Source organism: Mesorhizobium sp. WSM4809, assembly GCF_055811655.1.
In genome coordinates this window covers 1-23,610 of the sequence record NZ_JBVVQW010000032.1, presented here as the reverse complement: position 1 = coordinate 23,610, position 23,610 = coordinate 1, and the positions used below count along the sequence as shown (strand labels likewise).

At 64.3% G+C, this 23,610-nt stretch carries 20 protein-coding genes and 2 pseudogenes; 11 read left to right on the top strand and 11 right to left on the bottom strand.

Annotation, left to right across the window (positions count from 1 at the left end; genetic code table 11):
• Positions 1-31: 31 nt before the first annotated feature.
• The 3 genes from AC0L24_RS32925 to AC0L24_RS32915 all read right to left on the bottom strand — a co-directional run bounded on the left by AC0L24_RS32925 (position 32) and on the right by AC0L24_RS32915 (position 2,753).
• Entirely contained in the window at positions 32-649 is a 618-nt protein-coding gene (locus AC0L24_RS32925) for a transglutaminase-like cysteine peptidase (RefSeq protein WP_128289778.1), read from the bottom strand.
• A 233-nt stretch (positions 650-882) separates the two neighbouring features.
• The gene (locus AC0L24_RS32920) at positions 883-2,160 is read right to left on the bottom strand and encodes a polyhydroxyalkanoate depolymerase (RefSeq protein WP_473564953.1); all 1,278 of its coding nucleotides are present in this window, start codon (positions 2,158-2,160) and stop codon (positions 883-885) included.
• Between the two features lie 233 nt (positions 2,161-2,393).
• Positions 2,394-2,753 (bottom strand): septal ring lytic transglycosylase RlpA family protein, encoded by a 360-nt coding sequence (locus AC0L24_RS32915; protein ID WP_127268049.1) that lies wholly within the window; start codon positions 2,751-2,753, stop codon positions 2,394-2,396.
• Between the two features lie 309 nt (positions 2,754-3,062).
• On the opposite strand from AC0L24_RS32915, the gene AC0L24_RS32910 reads away from it, so the two are divergent.
• Entirely contained in the window at positions 3,063-3,248 is a 186-nt protein-coding gene (locus tag AC0L24_RS32910; RefSeq protein ID WP_164781829.1) for a hypothetical protein, read from the top strand.
• Positions 3,249-3,304: 56 nt separating this feature from the next.
• Here the strand turns inward: AC0L24_RS32910 and AC0L24_RS32905 are convergent, their stop codons facing one another.
• The 4 genes from AC0L24_RS32905 to AC0L24_RS32890 form a co-directional block, all read right to left on the bottom strand.
• Positions 3,305-4,096 (bottom strand): ATP-binding cassette domain-containing protein, encoded by a 792-nt coding sequence (locus tag AC0L24_RS32905; protein ID WP_127808561.1) that lies wholly within the window; start codon positions 4,094-4,096, stop codon positions 3,305-3,307.
• A gap of 10 nt (positions 4,097-4,106) precedes the next feature.
• On the bottom strand, positions 4,107-4,883 hold the full coding sequence (locus AC0L24_RS32900; RefSeq protein ID WP_473564952.1) for an ABC transporter permease subunit: 777 nt from the start codon (positions 4,881-4,883) through the stop codon (positions 4,107-4,109).
• Positions 4,880-6,043 carry an FMNH2-dependent alkanesulfonate monooxygenase gene (gene ssuD / locus AC0L24_RS32895; protein ID WP_473564956.1) on the bottom strand — a complete coding sequence of 388 codons (1,164 nt, stop codon included), beginning with the start codon at positions 6,041-6,043 and terminating at the stop codon, positions 4,880-4,882. Before ssuD ends, AC0L24_RS32900 begins: the two co-directional genes overlap by 4 nt.
• Positions 6,044-6,134: 91 nt before the next feature.
• Complete coding sequence (locus AC0L24_RS32890; RefSeq protein ID WP_256747704.1) at positions 6,135-7,088, bottom strand: sulfonate ABC transporter substrate-binding protein; 954 nt, start codon at positions 7,086-7,088, stop codon at positions 6,135-6,137.
• A 284-nt stretch (positions 7,089-7,372) separates the two neighbouring features.
• Between AC0L24_RS32890 and AC0L24_RS32885 the strand changes: the two are divergent.
• Positions 7,373-7,659, top strand: a pseudogene (locus AC0L24_RS32885) (GIY-YIG nuclease family protein).
• Positions 7,660-7,809: 150 nt separating this feature from the next.
• Here the strand turns inward: AC0L24_RS32885 and AC0L24_RS32880 are convergent.
• The 4 genes and pseudogenes from AC0L24_RS32880 to tauA form a co-directional block, all read right to left on the bottom strand.
• Complete coding sequence (locus AC0L24_RS32880; protein WP_473564951.1) at positions 7,810-7,998, bottom strand: hypothetical protein; 189 nt, start codon at positions 7,996-7,998, stop codon at positions 7,810-7,812.
• A 25-nt stretch (positions 7,999-8,023) separates the two neighbouring features.
• Positions 8,024-8,884 (bottom strand): ABC transporter permease subunit, encoded by an 861-nt coding sequence (locus AC0L24_RS32875; protein WP_127808555.1) that lies wholly within the window; start codon positions 8,882-8,884, stop codon positions 8,024-8,026.
• A pseudogene (locus AC0L24_RS32870) lies at positions 8,881-9,689 on the bottom strand (taurine ABC transporter ATP-binding protein). The gene AC0L24_RS32875 and the pseudogene AC0L24_RS32870 overlap by 4 nt, the downstream one beginning before the upstream one ends.
• A 162-nt stretch (positions 9,690-9,851) precedes the next feature.
• The gene (gene tauA / locus AC0L24_RS32865; RefSeq protein WP_127808553.1) at positions 9,852-10,865 is read right to left on the bottom strand and encodes a taurine ABC transporter substrate-binding protein; all 1,014 of its coding nucleotides are present in this window, start codon (positions 10,863-10,865) and stop codon (positions 9,852-9,854) included.
• Between the two features lie 694 nt (positions 10,866-11,559).
• Between tauA and AC0L24_RS32860 the strand changes: the two genes are divergently transcribed.
• From AC0L24_RS32860 to AC0L24_RS32820, 9 genes are all read left to right on the top strand, one after another.
• Complete coding sequence (locus AC0L24_RS32860; RefSeq protein WP_127398778.1) at positions 11,560-12,036, top strand: RrF2 family transcriptional regulator; 477 nt, start codon at positions 11,560-11,562, stop codon at positions 12,034-12,036.
• A gap of 31 nt (positions 12,037-12,067) precedes the next feature.
• On the top strand, positions 12,068-13,402 hold the full coding sequence (locus tag AC0L24_RS32855; protein ID WP_127808551.1) for an FAD/NAD(P)-binding protein: 1,335 nt from the start codon (positions 12,068-12,070) through the stop codon (positions 13,400-13,402).
• A gap of 412 nt (positions 13,403-13,814) precedes the next feature.
• Positions 13,815-15,236 (top strand): pyridoxal-phosphate dependent enzyme, encoded by a 1,422-nt coding sequence (locus tag AC0L24_RS32850; RefSeq protein WP_127269717.1) that lies wholly within the window; start codon positions 13,815-13,817, stop codon positions 15,234-15,236.
• The gene (locus tag AC0L24_RS32845; RefSeq protein WP_127808548.1) at positions 15,233-16,414 is read left to right on the top strand and encodes a trans-sulfuration enzyme family protein; all 1,182 of its coding nucleotides are present in this window, start codon (positions 15,233-15,235) and stop codon (positions 16,412-16,414) included. The genes AC0L24_RS32850 and AC0L24_RS32845 overlap by 4 nt, the downstream gene beginning before the upstream one ends.
• 245 nt (positions 16,415-16,659) lie before the next feature.
• Positions 16,660-17,631, top strand: a complete 972-nt coding sequence (locus tag AC0L24_RS32840) for a GlxA family transcriptional regulator (RefSeq protein ID WP_127808546.1) — start codon at positions 16,660-16,662, stop codon at positions 17,629-17,631.
• 320 nt (positions 17,632-17,951) lie between these two features.
• On the top strand, positions 17,952-19,256 hold the full coding sequence (locus AC0L24_RS32835; protein WP_473564950.1) for a M24 family metallopeptidase: 1,305 nt from the start codon (positions 17,952-17,954) through the stop codon (positions 19,254-19,256).
• A 355-nt stretch (positions 19,257-19,611) separates the two neighbouring features.
• A complete protein-coding gene (locus AC0L24_RS32830) occupies positions 19,612-20,292 on the top strand; it encodes an isochorismatase family protein (protein ID WP_292695256.1) in 681 nt (226 codons plus the stop codon).
• A complete protein-coding gene (locus tag AC0L24_RS32825) occupies positions 20,289-21,245 on the top strand; it encodes an alpha/beta hydrolase (protein ID WP_127808538.1) in 957 nt (318 codons plus the stop codon). Before AC0L24_RS32830 ends, AC0L24_RS32825 begins: the two co-directional genes overlap by 4 nt.
• Before the next feature lie 450 nt (positions 21,246-21,695).
• Complete coding sequence (locus AC0L24_RS32820) at positions 21,696-23,336, top strand: ABC transporter substrate-binding protein (protein ID WP_473564949.1); 1,641 nt, start codon at positions 21,696-21,698, stop codon at positions 23,334-23,336.
• The last annotated feature ends 274 nt before the right edge of the window (positions 23,337-23,610 follow it).

Genomic DNA, 23,610 nt, shown 5'->3' with positions numbered 1-23,610 from the left:
GATCGCCGATGCCGCCCTGTTCGCGCAGAAGCTACTGAACCGCGCCGACCAGAACCTGCTGGCCACCGCGGATCGAGACCCAGCGGCCGGTGTTGTCGATCGCCTGCCGCTTGAGGAAGCGGTAACCGGTCGCGTCCCATGGCTTGACCTTGTCGGTCAGATTGTCGAGCACATAGTCGCCCTCGTCGGTGCGCACCGTCAGCACGGCGTGGCCCTCGCCGTCGGGCTTGCGCACGACGGTGATCAGAAGATCGGCAAGCGATATGCTCATGCGCGAAAGCTGACGCCGCTTTTCCAGCACATAGTCCTCGCAATCGCCGACGCCATTGTCGGGATAGGCCCAGACCTCGTCCTTGCCGTAGATGTCCATGTCGCTCATAGGCTTGACGGCGGCATTGACCCTGGCGGTGACATTGAGGAGTTTGCGCATCAGCCCGTCGCTCATCGGAGCCGGCGCAAGATTGGTCGGGCGGATCGAGCACTCGCTCGGATGCAGCTTGCAGAAATCATAGTGGCCGATCGGCTGCGAGGTGAGACCCCCGGTCGCCATCGCTCCACCCGCCAAAGCCGGTGCCACCCAGCCCGCCGTCACTGCCAGCCCGGCCGCCACATACACGCGCAGCCGTTGCGCCATCGATGAGGAAATCATTGTCCCCGCTCACCCTTTGTTATTAACGAAAGGTTAAGGGGGATTTACAGTCCGTGTCAATTACGACGACGGTCGGATTGTCGGCATGGTTACCCGAGGGGCTGGACAGCGGCACTTGTGCAACAGAATCGGCCAGCCAGCCGGCTTTTACCGGTCAATCTCACGGTTTGTCGCCGTTAAGCTTGGTTCTATGCAGGTCATCGTCCAAAAATCCGCAATTTGGGCGACTTGCATTATCTCTTGGCGGCGCGGACCAGCTTCGGTTTCACCGCGACACGCTCCTGGCGGCCATAGCTGGTGATGAAGTCGACGATGCGCGGCACGATTTCGGAACGGAAGCGCGAACCGTTGAACACGCCGTAATGGCCAACCGCCGGCTGCATGTAGTGGGCATGCCGCTCAGCCGGGATATTGGGGCACAGATCATGCGCCGCCTTGGTCTGGCCAAGGCCCGATATGTCGTCGTTCTCGCCTTCGACCGTGAACAGCGCGACGTTGCGGATCGCCGACGGATCGATCCTGGTGCCGCGATGCGTCATCTCGCCCTTGGGCAAGGCCTGGCGAACGAAGACGGTGTCGACGGTCTGCAGATAAAACTCCGCCGTCAGGTCCATGACAGCCAGATACTCGTCGTAGAAATCGCGGTGCTTCTCGGCATTGTCGCCATCATGCTTCACCAGATGCATGAAGAAGTCCTTGTGGGCGATGATGTGGCGGTCGAGGTTCATGCTCATGAAGCCGGACAGCTGCAGGAAACCGGGATAGACCTCGCGGCCGAAGCCCGGCACCGGCCAAGGCGCATGCATCACGACATTGTCGCGGAACCAGTCGATGCCCTTTTCCTGCGCCAGCAGATTGACCGCAGTCGGGTTGCTGCGGGTGTCGATCGGGCCGCCCATCAAGGTCATGGTCGAGGGCACGAAGGGGTCGCCCTTCGTTTCCATCAGCGCCACGGCGGCCAACACCGGCACGGAAGGCTGGCACACCGCCATCACATGCGTGTCCGGCCCCAGCGTGTGCAGCATGTCGATGACGTAGTCGATGTAGTCGTCGAGATCGAATTGGCCGTCGGCAAGCGGCACCATGCGGGCATCGACCCAGTCGGTGATGTGCACGTCGGCATAGGGCAGCATCGCTTCGACCGTGCCGCGCAGCAGCGTCGCATAATGGCCCGACATCGGCGCCACGATCAGAAGCTTCGGATCGGGCTTGCGCCCGGCGGGCACGGCACGCTCGAAGCGGACGAGATTGCAGAACGGCTTCGACCAGACGGTCTTCTCGGCGACCTCGACGCTCTTCCAGTCGACCACGGTCTTGCTCAGGCTGAAGGCCGGCTTGCCGTAGCGGCGCGTGGTGCGCTCGAACAGTTCGGCCGTCGCCGCGATCGAACGGCCCCATTGCGTGTGGGAAAACGGATTGAGCGGATTGGAATAGAACACCCGCACCGCGTCGGCATAGAGGCGCGCGGGCTGCAAGGCGGCGTGGTTCATTTCATAGAGCTGGTAGAACATCGAGAACCCCGCTGCTGCCTGCGACCGAAGGGACGACGAGCAGCGCCGAGCCCTAGATGTCTCGCGGGGAAGTTAACAACTAATTGCTGCGATGCAATACTTCACGCTGCGTGACCAATGCATCTTTGGTTCAAGGCCATGGAAATCGGGGGCGAACGGCCCCAGCCGGCTCAGTGTGCGGCTGCGAAATGTGTAGGCAGTGTGTCCGGCCCTTTTGCCGGACACAGGGAGCTCTAGACGCGCGCCATGCACACGGAAGTATGGCCGGAGCCGATGAAGCCGAGCTGGCCGGCGGCACCCTTCGACAGGTCGAGCACGCGCCCCTTGATGAACGGACCGCGATCGTTGATGCGCACGACGACGCTGCGGCCGTTGTTCTTGTTGGTCACCTTGAGCTTGGTGCCGAAAGGCAAGGTGCGATGCGCGGCGGTCAGCGCCGACGGGTTCATGCGCTCGCCCGAGGCGGTCTTGGAGTGCAGGGCATACCACGAGGCGCGGCCGCACTGGGCGGCGGCGGTCGCCGAAGAAGCGCCGACCATCAGGCCAGCAGCGATCGTTACCGCGACAAGCGCGGTCTGTTTTGGGTTCTTCATATTTGGGGGATGGCTCCGTTTTTGACAGACCCCAGCCGTTAGGTGCCAAATAAGGCGCGAAATGCGGCAGTCATCTGGCGGTTCCGTGGCAATGGCACACGTTTGGAGTCGCTGGGTAACAGTCTGTCAGGGATTTTCCGGCACGCGATGGTCAATCAATGATGATCTTTGTGCTGCGGTCAGACGTCCGTTTGACAAGATCGAACATTAATATCCAAGTAGAGACCGGCATGGTCGGGCCACTTCCTTCGGCTCTTTTATCGCTGCCCCGATGCTCCAACCAATCGACTTCCAAAGCGAGATCCGGCAATGAGGCTGACCAAAAATCTTCTGGCGTTGATTGCCCTTGCCATCGGCGCGCTGTGGTCGCTGCAAGGCGTCGGCGTGGTCGGCGGCAGCTTCATGACCGGCCAGTCGCAATGGCTGTATATCGGTGTCGTCACCATGCTGGTCGGGCTGGGGGGATTGGTGTGGGCGAACCGTTCTCGAGGGTGAGCTTCGAAGAAAGGTCGACCCCCACTCCGCCAATTGCGGCGCCGCCCCCAACAAACCTACCCGAACAGCCGATCCAGGATCTTGCCCTCCAGCCGGGCCAACTCCACCGAACCGCGCCGGCGCGGCCGTTCGACCGGGACATCCAGATCAAGCGCGATCCGGCCTTCGCTGATCACCACGACCCGATCGGCCAGCGCCACTGCCTCGGCGACATCATGCGTGACCAGCACGGCGGTGAACTTCTGCGCGAGCCAGATTCGTTCCAGAAGCTGCTGCATCTCGATGCGGGTCAGGGCGTCGAGTGCGCCGAGCGGCTCGTCGAGAGCCAGGATCTGCGGGTGGCCGACCAGCGCGCGGGCCAACGCCACGCGCTGCTTCTGACCTCCCGACAGCACCGAAGGCCATTCGTCGGAACGGTCGGCAAGCCCGACCTCGCCTAGAATGTCGAGCGCGCGTTGCCTTGCCTCCGCGCCGGAAGCAATCCCGGTCAGCCCGACCTCGACGTTTTTCACCACGCTGGCCCAAGGCAGGAGCCGTGGCTCCTGGAACATGAAGCGCGTGCGGCTGTGTCCTTCCTCTTCGACGCCGAATGTCAGCGATCCCGATGTCGGCCGGTCGAGCCCGGCCAGAAGCCGCAAAAGCGTGCTCTTGCCGCAGCCGCTCTTGCCGATGACGGCAAGGAACTGTCCGGCCGGCACGTCCAGGTCGATGCCGTCGAGCACGGTCTTGTCGCCGAAGCGCTTGCCGGCTTGCCTGAAGGCAAAGGCCCGCTGCCCTTCGACGGAGCCGATCGGCCGCACCGGCGTGGCGACGAAGGAACGGGGTGCGGTCAGGCTGGCGGCGGTCATGGGCAATCTCTCATCCGTTCTGGAAGGCCGGATGCCAGCCGAGCGACAGCCGCTCGAGCAGGCGGGCGAGGCTGTCGGCGAGCTTGCCGAGCAGCGCGTAGATCAGGATCGACAGCACGACGACGTCGATCAGCAGGAATTCGCGCGCCTGCATGGCCATGTAGCCGAGGCCCGAACTGGCCGAAATGGTTTCGGCGACGATCAGCGTCAGCCACATGATGCCCAGGGCATAGCGCAGGCCGACGAAGATCGCCGGCAGCGCACCGGGCAGGATGACGCGGAAGAACAGGGCGCGCCGGTCCATGCCGTAGACGCGGCCCATCTCGACCAGTTGCGGGTCGACGCTCTGGATGCCGAGCAGCGTGTTGACGTAGATCGGAAAGAACACGCCGAGCGCCACCAGGAACAGTTTGGCTTCCTCGTCGATGCCGAACCACAGGATGACCAGCGGGATCAGCGCCAGGTGCGGGATGTTGCGGATCATCTGCAGCGTCGTGTCGGTCAGGCCGCGGCTGAGCGTCGACAGCCCGTTGGCAAGGCCAAGCGCAAAGCCGATCGAGCCGCCGATGGCGAAGCCGGCAAGGGCGCGCGCGGTCGAAACGCCGATGTTGCGGACCAGTTCGCCCGACAGCGTCAGCCGCCAGAAGGCCTCGGCGACCGCACTTGGCGCCGGCAGCACGTTGGCGGGCATGACGCCCGCGCGGCTGGCAATCTCCCAGCCGGCAATAACCAGCGCCGGGAGCAACCAGCCGATGGCATTGCTATGCAGGCGCGTGGCAAAGCTCATGACGAAGCCTGCAGGCGGTTGGCGCCATGGAAGCCGACCGAGAATTCGTTGGCGATGTTCTCATGCGCCCGCTGCCGCCTGGTGCCGAGCCCGAGTTTCGGGAACAGAAGCTCGGCGACGCGGTACGCTTCCTCGAGATGCGGATAGCCCGAGCCGATGATGGTATCGATGCCGATCGCCTGGTATTCGCGGATGCGCTCGGTGATCTGTTCCGGCGTGCCGACCAGCGCCGTGCCGGCGCCGCCGCGCACCAGCCCGACACCGGCCCACAGATTGGGCGAGACGACCAGCCTGTCACGGCGTCCGCCATGCAATTGCGCCATACGGCGCTGGCCGACCGAATCCATCTGGTTGAGGAAGCGCGCCTGCGCATTTTCGATCTGGGCGTCGGTGACATGGCTGATCAGCCGGTCGGCGGCGCGCCAGGCTTCGTCCTCGGTCTCGCGAACGATGAAATGCAGCCTGATGCCGAAGCGCAGTTTTCTGCCGCGCAGTGCCGCTTTTGCGCGCGCCGCGGCCAGCTTCTCGGCAACCTGCGCCGGCGGTTCGCCCCAGGTCAGATACATGTCAACGAGGTCGGCGGCGAGGTCCTGGCCTGCGTCCGACGACCCGCCGAAATAGAGCGGCGGCCGCTCCTGGTGCGGCAGAAGGTCGAGGCGGCCATTCTCGACGCGGTAATATTTGCCGTCGAAATTGACCCGCTCGCCGGACACCAGGCCGCGCCAGATGGTCAGGAACTCATGCGCCTGGGCATAGCGCTCGTCATGCGGCAGGAAGACGCCGTCGCCGGCGAGCTCGGTCGGGTTGCCGCCGACCACGACATTGAGCAGCAGGCGGCCATTGCTCAAGCGATCGAGGGCGGCGGTCTGGCGCGCGGCGAAAGTCGGCAGCGTGACGCCCGGCCGCAGCGCAACGAGAAACTTCAGCTTTTCGGTCAGCGTCGCGAGACCTGTCGCGGTGATCCAGGAATCCTCGCAGTTCTGACCCGTGGGCAGCAGCACGCCGGGAAAGCCGAGCCGGTCGACCGCTTGCGCGATCTCCTTGAAGTAGCCGAATTCGGGCGGTCGCTGCTGCTCCTCGGAACCGAGATAAGAACCGTCGCCATGCGTCGGGATGAACCAGAAGAAATCGAGCGGTGCGGGGCTGGCAGGCGCGGTCATGTCTGGCACAGTCACGGGCGGATCTCCTGTAGATATGGGTGCAAACGCAAATGGCGCCGGGCGTACTCACCCGGCGCCGTCAGGGGACAAGTTAGTTGCCGGGTGCCGTCCACACCGCGTCGGAGATGCGGACCGCTTTCGGGATCAGCCCGAGCTTGTAGAAGCGGTCGGCGGTGGCCTGCTGGCCGGCGATGATCTCGTCGGTGATCGGAAAGATGCCGAACTTGGTGCGGTTGGCGGCGATGATCTGCGCGTCGAGCGGCACACCGGTCACCTCATGCAGCGCCGCGGCCACCTTGTCGCGGTTCTGGTCGGCCCATTTCGCCGCCTCGCCAAGCGCCGATATCGTGGTTGTGATGGTTTCGGGGTGCGCCTTGGCGAAATCCTTGTTGGCGAGGAAATAGGTGTTGACCTTGAGCACCTCGCTGGAGCGGGCCAGCACACGCGGCTGGTAGCGGGTTTCGGCGATGGCGAAGAACGGATCCCAAACGCTCCAGGCATCGATCTGGTCGCTGGCGAAGGCTGCGGCCGCATCCGCCGGGCTGAGATAGACCGGCGTGATCTGGTCGAAGGCAATGCCAGCCTTTTCCAGTGCGGCGACAAGCAGATTATGCGCGCTGGTGCCCTTGCCGACACCGACGCGCTTGCCCTTGAGATCGGCGACGGACTGGATCGGCGACGCCGGCTTGACGAAGATCGCCTCGCCCTCGCCGTTCGACGGCAGCGCTGCCGCATAGACGATGTTGGCGCCGGCCGACTGGCCGAAGATCGGCGGTGCGTCGCCGGTCCAGCCGACATCGATGGCGCCGACATTGAGCGCCTCCACGAGCGGCGGACCGGCGGTGAACTCGACCCATTTGACCGTCACGCCCTTGTCTTCAAGGGCCTTTTCGATCACCTGCTGCTGCCTGGCGATCACCGGCAGGCCGGTCTTCTGATAGCCGATGCTGAGCTGCTTCAGCTCCTGCGCTGTGGCGCCGGATGACACGGCAACCGTCGCCGCCAGCAGGCCGATGCCGAAAACACGTCTCGTTAGATTGAACATTGATCCCTCTCCTTCGCTGCGGATCGGCGCCGGAAATGGCCTCGCCGGTTGGAAGATGGATCAGGCTAGGTAGTTCTATAAAGTTAGTAGAGGAATGATTTTGCGAGTTCGTTGCGAACGGCGGAAATATTTTCTGCAGCGACCCTTCCTTCGTCATCCTAGGGCGGAGCAAGGAGCGAAGCGACGCGGCGCAGACCCTAGGATCCATGCCGTGACGTTTGCCTTAGAACGCTACGGATCAGAATGGCGCTTGTCCGCGCACCGAGGCTTGTTACCCTGAAACCATGACCGGCTACGTCTACATGACCGCGAGTCAGAAGCGCGGTACGATCTACATCGGCGTCACCAACGATCTCGGCCGCCGCATGCCGGAGCACAAATCCGGTGAGGGCTCGCGCTTCACCAGTCGCTACGGCGTGCAACGCCTTGTCTGGTACGAGGAGTATTTCGACATCACCGATGCCATCCAGCGCGAGAAGTCACTGAAGCGCTGGCCACGTCAATGGAAGATCGATTGATCGAAAAAGCCAATCCAGAGTGGTTCGAGCTCTTTCGTGGAACCGGCTGGTAGGCGCTCGGTTTCTTTCACCGCCGGAGCATAACATCACCGTCGCGGCATGGATCCTAGGGTCTGCGCGCGTCGCTTCGCTCCTTGCTTCGCCCTAGGATGACGAAACCAGGGTTAGGCCGTCTTCGTGACATGAATCGTGCGCCACCCCCTTCACTGCGACCAATACTGCCAAGCCCAGTAAAAACTCTCGTCGCGCGGCAGGCGGTCGCGCTCGGCGTCCCAGCGGACCGGCGTTGGCGATTTCGGTTGCTGTTCTGGCGGCTGGCTTTCCCTGGTCCAGGCGAGAAGCCAGTTACCGGCTTGGGCGAACAGCACGGCGGTGGAATGGGTCATCGTCATTCTCTCCTGCTCCTCTGGGCTCGGATCATTCGCGTCCCGCCCACGGGACGAGCACGCGCTCGATCCTGCGGATGGTGAATTCGAGCACGAAGGCGATGGCCGCGATCACCAATATGCCCATCACCACCACGTCGGTGACGAGGAACTGGGCGGCCGACTGGATCATGAAGCCAAGCCCGCGTGTCGCCGCCACCAGTTCGGCCGCCACCAGCGTCGACCAGCCGGCGCCGAGCGCGATGCGCAGACCGGTCAGGATCGACGGCAACGCGCTGGGCAGGATGACGTGGCGGACCACTTGGCGCTGGGTAGCGCCCAGCGAGCGCGCCGCGTTGATGCGTTCCTGCGAGACGCCGCGAACGCCGGACGCGGTCGACAGCGCCACCGGCGCCAGCATGGCAATGGCGATCACCAGGATCTTCGACGGCTCGCCGATGCCGAACCAGATGATGACCAGCGGCAGGTAGGCGAGCGGCGGGATCGGCCGCAGGAATTCCAGCAGCGGATCGAAGATGCCGCGCCCGATGGTGCTGATGCCGATGGCGAGACCAACCGGCACGCCAATGGCAAGGGCGGCGACCAGCGCGGCGAATACCCGGCCCAGGCTGGCGACGGCATGCTGCAGCAGCGTAGCATCGACGAAGCCGTCACGGGCGACGGTGATGAACTTGTTCCACACGGCGGCAGGCGATGGCAGAAACACTGGCGACACCAGTTGCAGGCGGGCCGACAGCGCCCACAGCGCCAGCACCATCAGGATGGTCACCGCGCTGACCGCGCGCGCCGAAACGCCTTTGCGTTTCGGGCTGGGCCGCGACCACGGCACCGACAGGCCATCGGCCTCGTCGATCTTGTGTCCCGCCCGCTCGGTGTAGGAGGTAACGGTCATGCCGCCTCTCCTTCGAAGATCGCGTCGGTCAATTCGCCACGCGCCACCGCAAAAGCCGGATCGGCCTTGATGGTGCGGATGGCTTCGCCCGATGCGTAGCGCCTGGAGAAGCCGGGTTCAAAAGTCCGCACCACGCGGCCGGGACCGGGCGCCAGCACGACGATGGGGTGGCCAGCACCAGCGCCTCCTCGATGCCGTGCGTCACCATCAGCACGCCGACCTCGCTTGCCGTCCACAAATCGAGCAGCGTCGTCTGCATGCGCTCGCGCGTCAGCGCATCGAGCGCGCCGAGCGGTTCGTCGAGCAGCAGGAATTCCGGTTCGGCGGCGAGCGCCCGGGCCAGGCCGACACGCTGCCGCATGCCGCCGGAAAGCTCCCAGATGCGCTTGTCGCCGGCGTCGGTGAGCTTCACCAGCGCCAGCAACTCATCGGCGCGCTGGGCCCGCTCTGCGGGCCTGACGCCGCGCAGCCTGAGCGCGAAGGCGACGTTTTCGCGCGCCGTCAGCCATGGGAACAGCGCGTCGTTCTGGAACACCACCGCCCGGTCCGAACCAGGTGCTGTGATCGGCTTGCCGTTGATGGAGGCGCGCCCGGGTGCCGGCGCGACAAGGCCGGCGGCGACGTTGAGCAGCGAGGTCTTGCCGCAGCCGGACCGGCCGACCAGCACGACGAAATCGCCCTTGGCGACATCGATCGACACAAGCTCGACGGCAGGCTCCGCCTGGCCGTCATAGTGGATCGAGACCTTGTCCAGTACGAGATGGGGGTCCAGTACGAGATGGGGGTCGAGCACGAGATGCGGCATGGATGCCTCGCAATTTCGTTGAAATCCGACGGCCCCGGCGCTCGTCAGCGGTTCCGGGGCAGTCAGCACGCGGCGTCAGGGAAGAAGCGCGCGGGCCGGGTTCAGAGCAATTCCAGGAAAAGTGTGAAGCGGTTTTCCGTCCGGAATTGCGTTGAGCGAGTACTAGTTCGAGGCAAGCGCCTCTGTGACGTATTTCGACGACACGTATTTCGAATAGTCCGGCAGCACGGCGTCGATCTTGCCTTGCTCCTTGAGGAAGGCGGATGTCGCTTCCACCGCCTTGACCGTGCCGCCGCCGAGGAATTTGTCGGAGGCCTGCTCTTCCAGCGTCGGGAAGACATAGCCCTTGAGCAGCTGCGGCACTTCTTCCAGCTTGGCGCCGGTGAGTTTGGCGATCGCGGCCGCCTGCGGCGACGACACCGACCACGCGTCGGGCTTGGCCAGGAACTCGGCATAGGCGGCGCCCGTCACCTTGACGAAGTCGCGCACCGCTTCCGGGTTCTTTTCGGCGAAGTCGGTGCGCACGATCCAGGCGTCGAAGGTTGGCGCGCCCCAGGCGGCGACCTGCGAGGAATCCACCACCACCTTGCCCGTCGTCTTGATCTGGCCGAGCGCCGGATCCCAGACATAAGCCGCGTCGATGTCGCCACGCGAGAAAGCGGCGGCGATTTCCGGTGGCCTGAGATTGAGGATCACGACCGACTTCGGATCCACGCCCTCATGCTTCAACGCGGCGAGCAGGCTGTAATGCGTCGTCGAGACGAACGGCACGGCGACCTTCTTGCCGGCGAGGTCGGCGACTTTCTCGATGCCGGCGCCGTTGCGCGCCACCAGCGCCTCGGATTCGCCGATCAGGCCGACTATAAAGATGGTCTGGATCGGCAATTCGCGGCTAGCCGCCGCCGCCAGCGGGCTCGAGCCGACATAGCCGATATCGACCGAGCCGGAAGCGACTGCGGCGATGACATCGGCGCCGGAATCGAATTTGCGCCAGTCGATTACTGCCTTCGTCTCCTTTTCATAGGCGCCGTCGGCCTGCGGCACTTTCGAAGGCTCGACCACCGTTTGATAGCCGATGGTGATTTTGAGGTCGTCGGCATGGGCCGGGCCGAGGAAGGCCGCGCCGGCAAGCGCCGCCGACGAGAGGAGAACAATGCGTCGCGAAATGGTGAACATGAAGGGCTCCTGAAAAGAGAAAAATCGGAATGCCCCATGATAGTCCGCTAATTCTATTAGGTTTGTAGAGTTAAATCCTTCCAACCGAGACGGGCTTGTTAGAAAAAAGCTGTCGGTGACGGAGCACCCGAGCGCATATGGCGGCTGCAACCGCCATCATCGCCCCGATGACAAATCGCATACGAACAAGAATGGCGCTCCGCGAGCCTCCCGGCTTCGTCATCCTATGGTCTGCGCGACGGAGCTTCGCTCCTGCTCCGCCCGTGAATGACGAAGTTAGGTACGCTTCGGTACTCAACTCTGTGCCGTTCACGCACGAATGATAGGTTCTTACCCAGGCCAATATCAGGCAAATCCATACCTCAAACAACGGCCCATTTAGAAAACCTATCCCGCGTGTTCGAGGGTAAGTATAGTAATCTTATCGACATTGAGACTGGAGGCGACGATGAGCAGTCACCATATCGCGACGATCGCGCCCTCAAAGTCGTGCGCTTTTGTGTCCCTGTGGGCACAAAGGCTGGCCAAAGTGGCCGGCGCGGCTTGAAAACAAAGCAAAATCAGCAGTTCTCGGCTTGTACATCATGTCACTAGAATTTATGTGTCATGCGGGCTTGGACGCGGCGGCAACGCCCGCCAGGCGTTTTGCAACCGATGGTTCCATGCCGTCGCATGCCAGAGAAATTTTGATTTCATGCTCACGAAAAAGGGTAAGTACGGCCTCAAGGCGCTTGTCCACCTCGCGCGATTGCCGGCCGGACAGCTCGCCTTCGTCAACGACATTGCCACCGGCAACAACATCCCGAAGAAATTTCTCGACGCCATCCTGGGCGAGTTGCGCAACGCCGGCTTCGTCCAGAGCCGCAAGGGCAAGGATGGCGGCTACCGCCTGGCGCGCGCTGCCGACGAAATCAAGGTCGGCCATGTCGTGCGCGTCCTCGACGGTCCGCTGGCGCCGATCCCCTGCGCCAGCCGCACCCAGTACCAGCGCTGTGAAGATTGCAACGAGGCGACATGCCAAGTCCGATATCTAATGCTCGAGGTCCGGCAGGCGATCGCCGAGGTGCTCGATCAGCGCAGCCTCGCCGAAATGCGCGATATCTCTCTCGACGACCCGCCGGTTGCGAGGGACATCGGCGATCTGCCGCTCGCGGTGAAGGTCCAGGCCTGACACTGGCGTTGCGCAGAGCGAAGGCACGCCTATGACCGGGCGCGCCAACTCCATCATCATTGTCGGCGGCGGCGCCAGCGGCGTCGTGCTGGCCGCACATCTCCTGAAGTCGCCCAATCCCGACCTGCGCGTCACGCTGATCGAAAGGCGCCCGCATTTCGGCCAGGGCATCGCCTATTCGACGCTGCTGTCGGCGCATGTCTTGAATGTCAGTGCCGCCGGCATGAGCGCCTATGCCGACGATCCCGGTAATTTCTGGCGCTGGCTGCAGGAGCGCGGCCTGGCAACGGCCGAGCAGGCACCCTTCTATGCGCCGCGCAGCATCTATGCCCGTTACCTCGGCGAGTTGCTCGACGAGCTGCAGGCGCGCGAAAAGCAGACCGGGCGGCTTCGGTTGATCCGCGAGGAAAGCCTCTCGATCACGCCCACCGCATCCGGTGTCGAAGTGGCGCTGGCCAACGGCACCAGCGTCGTTGCGCATCTCGCCGTGCTGGCCACCGGCCACGACGAGGAGCCGGCGCAAGGCCATGCCATCAGGATGGGATCGGAAGCCGATACAGCACTTCCGACCGACGCCGGCGTCATGGTGCTGGGCACCGGCCTGAGCATGGTCGATGCCTTCCTGGCGCTGGAACAGCGCGGCCATCGCGGCGACATCATAGCTGTGTCGCGGCGCGGCCTGTTGCCCTCGCCGCATCGCAAGGGCAATCCGATCAAGCTCGACGTCGCCGACATTCCGCTCGGCACGCAGCTCTCCTATTTCGTCGGCTGGTTCCGCGACCTGATCAAGGAAAACCAGAAGGCCGGCATCGACTGGCGCGACGTCGTCGACGGCCTGCGGCCGTTCAACCAGAAGATCTGGCAGAACTGGCCGGCTTCCGCCAAGCGCCGCTTCGTCGAGCACACCAAGGCCTGGTGGGACATCCACCGCCATCGCATGGCGCCCGAGGTCTACGCCCGTGTCACCGAAGCCGTGCAATCCGGCCGCATCCGCCTGGTCGCCGGCCGCGTCGTCGACATCGCGCGCAACGGCGAATTCACCGTCCAGGTCCAGTCGCGCCACACGCAGCGTCTCGAGACCTTCGAGGTCGCCCGCATCTACGATTGCTCTGGTATCGTCAGGGACATCTCGACCTCATCGAACAGCGTCGTGCGCTCGCTGGTCGACCGCGGCCTGGCACGGCCGGATCCGCTGCGCATCGGCCTCGATGTATCGGCCAAATGCGAGATCATCGCCGGCGACGGAACCATCTCGGCCAAGATCCTCGCCGTCGGCCCGCTGACGCGCGGCACCTTCTTCGAGATCGACGCCATTCCCGATATCCGCGTGCAGTGTGCGAGGCTGAGCAAGCAGCTGCTCGGCTGAGAGCTCCGCGCAAATCCCAACGCCGTCGTCATCCTAGGGCGGAGCAGGAGCGAAGCGACGTCGCGGAGACCCTAGGATCCATGCCGCGACCTGCGAGCTTTGCGGCGGTGCAAACCTGTCGATGCAGCCGGATGCTTCCAAATTAATTCTGCACCGCTGCATTCTTCGACCAATGTCACGGCATGGATCCTAGGGTCTACACTCCGCTTCGCGTCGCTTCGCCCTAGGATGACGAACGCGCGGAGGGTTCGCCTGACTTCGAAGCGACTCTCGCCAACGCAAACCCGGAATTTCATTCCACATCTGGCCGGTTGATTGGCACGATCTATCTTCTTTCCGACTGCAAAGGGCTGGAAAAGAGGATACGCTGCCGCCCTGCCTAGAGGCGGTCGCTTGGTCATGGAGCATCGATATGAGCGAGCATGAGATCGCCGCAGCCGACGAATTATCCCGCCTGCGTCCGCCCTACAAATCGGTGCTCGACCTGATCGGCCAGACGCCGGTTGTCGAGCTGACCAAATTCGATACCGGCAAATGCCGGCTGTTCATCAAGCTTGAAAGCCAGAACCCCGGCGGCTCGATCAAGGACCGCATCGCGCTGTCGATGATCGCCGCGGCTGAAAAGCAGGGCAAGCTCCGGCGCGGCGGCACCATCGTCGAGGCGACCGCCGGCAATACCGGCCTCGGCCTTGCCCAGGTCGGCATCCCCAAGGGCTACCGCATCGTGCTGGTCGTGCCAGACAAGATGTCGCGCGAAAAGATCCAGCATCTGCGCGCGCTCGGCGCCGAAGTGCGCATGACGCGCTCCGACGTCGGCAAGGGCCATGCCGAATATTACCAGGACATGGCCGAGAAGATCGCGGCGGAAACGCCCGGCGCCTTCTATGCCAACCAGTTCGCCAACCCGGCCAATCCGCTGGCGCATGAAACCACCACCGGCCCGGAGATCTTTTCGCAGCTCGACGGTGACGTGGATGCGGTGGTCGTCGGCGTCGGCTCCGGCGGCACGCTGACCGGACTTGGCCGCTACTTCGCGAAAGTGTCGCCGAAGACCGAAATGGTGCTGGCCGATCCGGTCGGCTCGGTGCTGGCGCCGCTGATCAAGACCGGCAAGATGGAAGAGGCCGGCAGCTGGACCGTCGAAGGCATCGGCGAGGATTTCGTGCCGCCCAACGCCGATCTGTCGCTGGTCAAGAAGGCCTATTCCATCCCCGACAAGCAGAGCATGCTGGCGGTGCGCGACCTCTTGTCGAAGGAAGGCATCCTCGCCGGCTCGTCGTCGGGCACGCTTTTGTCGGCGGCGCTGCGCTATTGCCGCGAGCAGACGGTGCCGAAACGCGTCGTCACCTTCGTCTGCGACAGCGGCAACAAATATCTGTCGAAAGTGTTCGACGATTTCTGGCTGGCCGAGCAGGGTCTGGCCGAGCACGAGCAGCATGGCGATCTGCGCGACCTGGTGATGCGCTCGCACCGCACCGGCGACACCGTCTATGTCGGCCCGGACGAAAGCCTGCTCAACGCCTATGGCCGCATGCGCCGTTCCGATGTCTCGCAGCTGCCGGTGCTCGACAATGGCAAGCTCGTCGGCATCGTCGACGAAAGCGACATCCTGGCCAAGGTCGACGGCCCCTATGACGGCCGCTGGGAGCGCTTCAACGGCCCGGTGCGCACGGCGATGACCTCCAATCTGCACACGCTACAGGCCAGCCAGACGCTGGATGCGCTGCTGCCGGTGTTCGACCGCAACGAGGTCGCCATCATCTTCGACGGCGACGAGTTCGTCGGCCTGATTACCCGCATCGACCTGATCAACCATCTGAGGCGCGCACGATGACCGCTGAAACACCACCACCGGGCAAGAACCGTCTGGCTTTCTCGACGCGCACCATCCATGGCGGCCAGAGCCACGACCCGCTGACCGGCGCGGTGATGGTGCCGATCTACGCCACCTCGACCTTTGCCCAGCAGTCGCCCGGCGTGCACAAGGGCTTTGAATATGCCCGCAGCCAGAACCCGACGCGCTTTGCCTTCGAGCGCGCCGTGGCCGACCTCGAAAGCGGTTCGGCCGCCTTTGCCTTCGCGTCCGGCCTGGCGGCGATCGCCACCGTGCTGGAGTTGCTCGATTCCGGCGCCCACATCGTCGCCACCGACGACATCTATGGCGGCTCGTTCCGGCTGATGGAGCGGGTGCGCAAACGCTCGGCCAATCTGCAGGTCTCGTTCGTCGACTTCACCGACCTGGCCGCCGTGGAAGCCGCGATCCGGCCCGAGACGAAAATGCTGTGGGTCGAAACGCCGACCAACCCGCTGTTGCGCATCGTCGACCTCGAAGGCGTCGCGGCACTTGCCAGGCGCAAGGGGATTCTGACGGTCGCCGACAACACGTTCTGCAGCCCTTATATTCAACGCCCGCTGGAGCTCGGCATCGACATCGTGGTGCACTCGACGACCAAATATCTCAACGGCCATTCCGACATGGTCGGCGGCGTCGCCGTGGTCGGCGACAACAAGGATCTCGCCGCCCAGCTGAAATTCCTGCAGAACGCCATCGGCGCCATTTCGGGCCCGTTCGACAGCTTTCTGGCGCTGCGCGGGCTGAAGACGCTGGCGCTGCGCGTGGAGCGTCATTCCGCCAACGGGCTGAAGATTGCGCAGTGGCTGGAAGCGCGCCGCGACATCCGCCGCGTCATCTATCCCGGCCTCGCCAGCCACCCGCAGCACGCCGTCGCCGTCCAGCAGATGCACGCCTTCGGCGGCATGATCACGGCCGTGCTCGACCGCGACCTTGCCGGCACCAAAAAGTTCCTCGAACGCACGCAACTGTTCACGCTGGCCGAAAGCCTCGGCGGCGTGGAGAGCCTGATCGAGCATCCGGCACTGATGACGCATGGCTCCATTCCGGCGGAGAAACGGGCCGAGATCGGTATATCGGATTCGCTGGTAAGATTGTCGGCGGGGATCGAGGATGGAGATGATCTGATCGCGGATTTGGAGCAGGCGCTGGGGGGATAGACCCTCAAATCGCCAAAATCGGCGCCGCCCCTCATTGCCCTGCCGGGCATTTCTCCCCGTATAGCGACGGGAAGAAAGACGCTAACCGCGGCCGCCGGTGATTGGCGTAAGCGCCGATAACAGCGTCCCTCGCCCCGTTTACGGGGAGAGGATGCCGGCAGGCAGGTGAGGGGCGGCGCTGACGTTCCAGGTTCAAGCATCAGCCCAATTGACGCCGCACCCCATCTGCCCGAAGTCTAGCGCCCATGGCCACACACGCCCCACCCAAACCCACCGACACCCCTCTCACCTTCGCGGTGCTGGTCTTCCCCGGCTTTCCGATGATGGCGTTCAGCTCGGTCATTGAGCCACTGCGTGCCGTCAATGTCCTGGCGAAAAGAGAATGCTATCGCTGGATCATCGTCGGTGGCACGAAAGGCTCGGTCGAGGCCTCGAACGGCGTCGTCATCCAGCCGGGTTTTTACGCCGAGGATGCGCCGAAGGTCGATCGCATCGTCGTCTGCTCGGGCGGCGATGCCGATCATCTCGTCGCCGAGGACGCGGCACACTGGATCCGCAAGAGCCTGCGCAACGGCGCCCATATCGGCGCGGTGGCGGATGCGGCGTTCTTCCTCGCCCGCGCCGGCCTGCTCGACGGTCATGCCTGCACCTTGCACTGGACCAGCCAGGCCGCCTTCACCGAAGCCTTCCCCAACATCGAGCTCAGGCGTGACCTCTATGTCATCGACCGCAAGCGCTTCACCTCGGCCGGCGGCGTCGGCAGCCTCGACATGATGCTGGAGATCATCACCCGCGACTATGGTGCCGAGCTCGCCGCCGGCGTCGCCGAATGGTTCGTGCACAGCCAGTTGCGTTCCAGCATCGACCGCAAGATGATGCCGCTGCGGCTGCGCACCGGGGTCCAGAACGAGCTGGTGCTGTCGGCCATCGCCATCATGGAGGACGCGGTCGAGGAGCGGCTCGGCATGGCCGAGCTGACCGCAAAGCTCGGCGTGTCGACCGACAAGCTCGAACGCTCCTTCCGCTCCGAACTCGCCATCTCGCCCAATGGCTATTACCGGCGGCTGAGGCTGAAACGTGCCGCCGACCTGTTGGCGCATTCGACGCTCGCCGTGCGCGACGTGGCGCTGGCGTGTGGGTTTGCATCGATGTCGAGTTTTGCCCGGGCGTTTCGGGAAGAGCACGGGCATCCGCCGAAACTGGCGAGACGGCATTAGGGCGCTTGCTGACGGGTGAGACGTTGGCGGGACAGCGCCCCCCTCTGTCCTGCCGGACATCTCCCCCTCAAGGGGGGAGATCGGACTGCATCTCTGCTTTCGCTAATCTCAGATGTTGAAGAAAAGAACGGCGGCATCGAAACTGCCAATCTCCCCCCTTGAGGGGGAGATGCCCGGCAGGGCAGAGGGGGGCGCGAAGGATCGCGACGTAACCGATTAGCCAGCGGCATCCCGCACAACACACGCGGTTTTCCGCACAATTCTCCCGCCTCTCCTGCGCCATGCTCCGACCTCGCAACCCAGCCAAGGCCGTACCCCCAATGAGCATCGTCGTTTTCGACCCCGACAGCACGCAGGACGTGGACTTCAAGGACCGCATGCGCCACCCGGCCGCGGCCGATCCGGCCGGCGGCATGTGGCTGTCGGACACCGAGCCGTCCTTCATCGATGCCGATGCCCTGCGCAAGGGCCGGCTGGCCAAGCTGCGCGGCTGGATGCGCGACGCCGGCTATGGCGGCGTCGTGTTGTTCGACCCCTACAACCAGCGCTACGCCACCGGTTCGCGCAACATGTTCGGCTATTTCCTGCGCAACTCGACCCGCTATTTCTTTATCCCGACCGAAGGGCCGATCGTGCTGTTCGAATACCCGCAGAGCTATCATGTCTCGATGGTGCTCGACACGATCGACGAGGCGCGGCCTTCCAAGCTGGTCTGGTCGTCGGTGTCGGGTCGCGACGACGAGACCGCCGGTCCCTTCGCCGACGAGATCGCCGAGCTTCTGAAGCAGCATGGCGGTGGCTCGATGAAGCTCGGCCTCGACCGCTGCAGCCATCTGCAGGCGCTGGCGCTTGAAAAGCGCGGCTGCGAGGTTCGCGACTGCCAGGGCGAGATCCTGGCGGTGCGCGCGGTCAAGACGCCCGAGGAAGTCAAATGCCTGCAGGTGTCGATGGCCGGCGCCGAGGCCGCCGTCTATGCGGTGCGCGAGGCGATCAAGCCCGGCGTCTCCGAAAACGAACTGTTCGCCATCATGTATGGCGAGGTCATCCGCCAGGGCGGCGAGTTCATCGAGACGCGGCTGCTGACATCGGGCCAGCGTACCAATCCGTGGTTCAACGAGGCCAGCGGCCGCAAGATCCGGCCCGGCGAACTCTTGGCGCTCGATACCGACACGATCGGCTGCTACGGCTATTATTCGGATTTCTCGCGCACCTTCCGCTGCGGGCCGGGCAAGCCGACGCCTTACCAGAAGTCGCTCTACCGCATGGCGCACGACCAGGTTCAGCACAACATTTCGATCGTCAAACCCGGCATGGCGTTCCGCGAGATTGCCGAGAAGGCGTGGAAAATCCCGGACCGTTTCGTAGACCAGCGCTACACCTCGGTCATGCACGGCGTCGGCATGCATGGCGAAACGCCGTTCATCGCGCATGCCATGGATTACGAGACCTATGGCCGCGACGGCCATATCGTGCCAGGCATGGTGGTGAGCGTGGAAAGCTATATTGGCGAAAAGGGCGGCCGCGAGGGCGTCAAGCTGGAGGACGAGATCCTGATCACCGAGACGGGTACAGAGCTTCTGTCGCGCTTTCCTTATGAGGACGAGTTTCTGGAGACGCAGGTTTGAGGGCGGTTTCGTACACCGGCGCCGGATCGCGAGCCTTCGCTGCTGTCGCAGCCTTCCATCGCTTCGTCATCCTAGGGCGGAGCAAGGAGCGCAGCGACGCGGCGCAGACCCCTGGAGCTGCTTCGCAGCCCAAGGGATCCATGCCGCGACCTCTATGCACCGCAACGGTACAAGTTCTGCACCGCTGCACCATTCGATCAACGTCACGGCATGGATCCTCGGGTCTCCGCGACGGAGCTTCGCTCCTGCTCCGCCCGTGGATGACGAAGGTTGGGAGGCGCCGGCCAATCACCGCTGCTTGCGCCAGCTCGCTAAACAGAGCGGTGTCGCCCGCCCACAACCAAGGCGCATCCGCATGAAAACCCCCATCGCCATCGAACCCGGCACCGTGGCCGCGATCTTCATCGACCTGCAGGAAGAGCACCGGCAGGACCCCCGCTACCTGGTCGAGGGCTTTAGCAGCATCCTCGCCAACGTCCAGCGCTTGCAGGCGGCGGCGCGGGGCAACCATGTGCCGCTTTACCACTGGGCCTACATCGTCGATCTCGACAGCCAGGACCGGCCGTTTCATCCGCTCGGTGCGGACGGCAAGTCGGCCTTCTCCGACAAGAGCGATCCGCTGACCGAGATCTGCCGTGAGGTGGCGCCGATCAACGGCGAGGCGCTGCTGATCAAGGCCGAGGCCAGCGCCTTCCGCACCGGGCCGGCGGCGCGCGACATCAAGTCTTCAGGCATCGACTGGCTGGTCATATCAGGCGTCTGGACCGAGGCCTGTATCGACGCGACGGTCAAGGATGCGGTGGCCAAAGGCTTTCGCGTGCTTCTGGTCAAGGATGCCTGCGGCAGCGGCAGCGCCGCCATGCACCAGACCGGCATCCTCAACCTCGCCAACCGGCTCTATGGCGGCGCCGTCACCGATACCAATGGCGCCTGCCGGCTGCTGGCCGGCGAGACCGTCACCGCCTGGCAGGTCGAAGGCTCGGTGCCGCTGCGCTTCTCCTTCGACAACGCGGCCGCGCTTTACGCCGATCTATGACGCGCGGCCCCTACGAAACACGGCTCGGCCCGGCCCTTTGGGCCTATATCGACGCCGTCAACGCCTGGTATCCGCCCGAAATCCTCGGCCTGCCGATCGACAAGCAGCGCGCCGTCTATGACCGTATGAGCCGCGCCTTCCACCAGGGCCGCCCGCCCGACGTGAAGGCCAGCGACGGCCTGATCGCCGCCGCCGGCCGCGACATCCCGATCCGCCGTTACCGGCTTGCGGGCAAGGCCGCCCAGGCGATGGTGATCTACTACCACGGCGGCGGCTTCATCCTCGGCGGGCTGGAAAGCCATGACGACATCTGCGCCGAGCTCTGCGCCGGCACCGGTTTCGACGTGCTGTCGGTCGACTACCGGCTGGCGCCGGAGCACGTCCACCCCGCAGCCTTCGACGATGCCGTCACCGCCTTCGAATGGGCGGCAGCGACATCAGGCCTGCCGCTGGTCCTGTGTGGCGAAAGCGCTGGCGGCAATCTCGCCGCCGCCGTGGCGCAGGCGACGCGCCGCCATATCAGAGCTGCGGTCGGGCAAGTGCTGATCTATCCCGAACTCGGTGGCGACGATACCGCCGGTTCCTATATCGAGCACGCCCACGCGCCGCTGCTGTCGGTGGCCGACATCGCCTTCTACCGCGACGTCCGCTCGGCCTGGCGGCAATCGCCCGACGACCCGACCTTCTCGCCGCTGCGCGACACCGATTTCTCCGGCCTGCCGCCGACGGTGATCGTCACGGCGCAATGCGATCCGCTGTCGTCGGATGGCGAGACCTACCGCGACCGCATTGTGGCCGCCGGCGGCAAGGCCTGGTGGCACGAGGAGCCGAGGCTGGTGCACAGCTTCCTGCGCGCCCGAACGTCGCTGCCGGCAGCGGCGGCGGCGTTTGCGCGGATTGTTGGTGCGGTCGGCGCGCTGGGCCGAGGTGAGTGGCCGACGGTGGAACGCTAATCTCCCCCCTTGAGGGGGAGATGTCGCCGAAGGCGACAGAGAGGGGGTCGTCGCGCGTAGAGCGCTAGCATCATCTTTTTTAAAGTAGGAGGTCGCGTCCCGTTTAAAGTAGGAGGTCGCGTCCCGTCGTGCCGACCCCCTCTGGCCTGCCGGCCATCTCCCCCTCAAGGAGGGAGATTGGCGCCGCGCCGTTGGCGCATCTGCTCGCAGCGCGGCTGCAAAGCATAAGCGCACTGCCGACTCCCCCTGCGGAACCCCGCACAATCACTGCGGAAAACCGAACACTCCCCAGCGTCACCCGGCCCTATCATTACCCTCAGGCATGGCGCCCCGGCGGTCGCGTCCGCCCCCGCGTCTGTCGATCGGCCGGGGCGATTTTTCTGTGCATGCCGTTGTCCCAAAACCGCTGGGCACTTTTGGGCGGCATGCATCAACAACAGGGGAACGACGATGAAATTCATGCTGACCGACCGCAAACTCCACCCGCAAGCCAAACCCGTCGCCGATGATTTCAGGACCGGCGGCATCAACCGCCGCGAATATCTGGCGCTCATGGCCGGCCTCGGTGTCAGTGCCGCCGGCGCGTTTGCGCTGGGCGGGCTCGCCCCCACCCCTGCCCGCGCGGCAGAACCGAAGAAGGGCGGCGTCCTGCGCGTCGCCATGAACGTCAAGGGCTTCAAGGACCCGCGCACCTTCGACGGCGTCGAAATGTCCAATGTCGCCCGCCACTGCAACGAATATCTGGTGCGCTGGAACACCGACTTCTCCTTCGAGCCCTGGCTGCTCGAAAGCTGGGAGGCGAGCGACGACGCCAGGACCCTCACCCTGCATGTGCGCAAGGGCATCTCCTGGTCGAACGGCGATGCCTTCAACGCCGACGACGTCATCCACAACCTCACCCGCTGGTGCGATGCCTCGGTGCCCGGCAATTCGGTCGCCGCGCGCATGGGCGCGCTGGTCAATGCCGACACCAAGAAGGTCGTCGACGGCGGCATCGCCAAGGTCGACGACTTCACCATCAAGCTCAATCTGCCCAAGTCAGACATCTCGCTGATCGCCGGCATGGCCGACTATCCGGCGCTGATCATGCACCGCTCCTATGAGGGCGATGGCGACCCCATGAAGGCGCTTGCCATCACCACCGGCCCCTGCGAGCTGGTCAGCTGGGATGCCGAGACGGGCGCCGAGGTGAAGCGCAAGGAAAAACCCTGGTGGAAGGGCGAATTCCATCTCGACGGCATCAAATGGGTCGACTACGGCTCCGACCCCAACGCCATGCTGTCGGCCTTCGAATCCGGCGAGATTGACACCGACCACGAGACCGCTTCCGACGCCGTCTCGCAGACCGAGCAGATGGGGCTGATGAATTCCGAGATCGCCACCGGCTCGACCATCGTCGCCCGCTTCAATGTCGCCAACGCGCCCTATGACGACGTCAAGGTGCGCCGCGCCGCCCAGCTCGCCGTCGACAATTCCGCCGTGCTGGCGCTCGGCCTCGGCGGCCGCGGCAAGCCCGCCGACAACCACCATGTCGGCCCCATGCACCCCGAATATGCCGATATCGGCCCGGCCAGGCGCGACGTCGAGCAGTCGAAGAAGCTGCTCGCCGAGGCCGGCAGGGCCGACCACGAATTCGAGCTCATCTCCGTCGACGTCGAATGGCAAAAGAGCACCGGCGACGCCATCGGCGCGCAGATGCGCGAGGCCGGCCTCAAGATCAAGCGCACCGTGCTGCCGGCCGCCACCTTCTGGAACGACTGGAGCAAATATCCCTTCTCCTGCACCGAATGGCTCGGCCGCCCGCTCGGCGTCCAGGTGCTGGCGCTGGCGTATAAATCGGGCGCCGCCTGGAACGAAAGCGCCTACGCCAACCCCGAATTCGACACGCTGCTCGACAAGGCGCTGGCGACGCCGGACGCCAAGGCGCGCAAGGAGATCATGGGCAAGATCGAGCAGAATCTGCGCGATAGCGGCATCATCATCCAACCTTACTGGCGCTCGGTCTACCGGACGTACCGCAAGGGCGTCGAAGGCTGCGAACAGCACCAGGCGCTGGAGCAGCATTTCGAGAAGGTTTGGATTGAGGGGTGAGGCGTCGACCGTGACGCGTTGAAGGGACTTAAAGCCGAGGTCAGCGCCGCCCCTCATTGCCCTGCCGGGCATTTCTCCCCGTATAGTGACGGGGAGAAAGACGCTGGCCGCAACGCCGACGCTTTTTCTGCACCGTTTGCGATTGGCGAAAGCCAAGACGACAGCGCCCCTCTCCCCGTCTCTATACGGGGAGAGGATGCCGGTGTCCGAACCGGATAGATAGGTAACAGAATGGACTGATTAGATGGGTGACAGTTTTCTTGTCCGCCGGGAG

Excerpts from the sequence above, each read along its gene's own strand:
- AC0L24_RS32925 (WP_128289778.1), bottom strand. The coding sequence starts at position 649 with ATGATTTCCTCATCGATGGCGCAACGGCTGCGCGTGTATGTGGCGGCC.
- AC0L24_RS32920 (WP_473564953.1), bottom strand. The coding sequence starts at position 2,160 with ATGTTCTACCAGCTCTATGAAATGAACCACGCCGCCTTGCAGCCCGCG.
- AC0L24_RS32915 (WP_127268049.1), bottom strand. The coding sequence starts at position 2,753 with ATGAAGAACCCAAAACAGACCGCGCTTGTCGCGGTAACGATCGCTGCT.
- AC0L24_RS32910 (WP_164781829.1), top strand. The coding sequence starts at position 3,063 with ATGAGGCTGACCAAAAATCTTCTGGCGTTGATTGCCCTTGCCATCGGC.
- AC0L24_RS32905 (WP_127808561.1), bottom strand. The coding sequence starts at position 4,096 with ATGACCGCCGCCAGCCTGACCGCACCCCGTTCCTTCGTCGCCACGCCG.
- AC0L24_RS32900 (WP_473564952.1), bottom strand. The coding sequence starts at position 4,883 with ATGAGCTTTGCCACGCGCCTGCATAGCAATGCCATCGGCTGGTTGCTC.
- ssuD (WP_473564956.1), bottom strand. The coding sequence starts at position 6,043 with ATGACCGCGCCTGCCAGCCCCGCACCGCTCGATTTCTTCTGGTTCATC.
- AC0L24_RS32890 (WP_256747704.1), bottom strand. The coding sequence starts at position 7,088 with ATGTTCAATCTAACGAGACGTGTTTTCGGCATCGGCCTGCTGGCGGCG.
- AC0L24_RS32880 (WP_473564951.1), bottom strand. The coding sequence starts at position 7,998 with ATGACGATGACCCATTCCACCGCCGTGCTGTTCGCCCAAGCCGGTAAC.
- AC0L24_RS32875 (WP_127808555.1), bottom strand. The coding sequence starts at position 8,884 with ATGACCGTTACCTCCTACACCGAGCGGGCGGGACACAAGATCGACGAG.
- tauA (WP_127808553.1), bottom strand. The coding sequence starts at position 10,865 with ATGTTCACCATTTCGCGACGCATTGTTCTCCTCTCGTCGGCGGCGCTT.
- AC0L24_RS32860 (WP_127398778.1), top strand. The coding sequence starts at position 11,560 with ATGCTCACGAAAAAGGGTAAGTACGGCCTCAAGGCGCTTGTCCACCTC.
- AC0L24_RS32855 (WP_127808551.1), top strand. The coding sequence starts at position 12,068 with ATGACCGGGCGCGCCAACTCCATCATCATTGTCGGCGGCGGCGCCAGC.
- AC0L24_RS32850 (WP_127269717.1), top strand. The coding sequence starts at position 13,815 with ATGAGCGAGCATGAGATCGCCGCAGCCGACGAATTATCCCGCCTGCGT.
- AC0L24_RS32845 (WP_127808548.1), top strand. The coding sequence starts at position 15,233 with ATGACCGCTGAAACACCACCACCGGGCAAGAACCGTCTGGCTTTCTCG.
- AC0L24_RS32840 (WP_127808546.1), top strand. The coding sequence starts at position 16,660 with ATGGCCACACACGCCCCACCCAAACCCACCGACACCCCTCTCACCTTC.
- AC0L24_RS32835 (WP_473564950.1), top strand. The coding sequence starts at position 17,952 with ATGAGCATCGTCGTTTTCGACCCCGACAGCACGCAGGACGTGGACTTC.
- AC0L24_RS32830 (WP_292695256.1), top strand. The coding sequence starts at position 19,612 with ATGAAAACCCCCATCGCCATCGAACCCGGCACCGTGGCCGCGATCTTC.
- AC0L24_RS32825 (WP_127808538.1), top strand. The coding sequence starts at position 20,289 with ATGACGCGCGGCCCCTACGAAACACGGCTCGGCCCGGCCCTTTGGGCC.
- AC0L24_RS32820 (WP_473564949.1), top strand. The coding sequence starts at position 21,696 with ATGAAATTCATGCTGACCGACCGCAAACTCCACCCGCAAGCCAAACCC.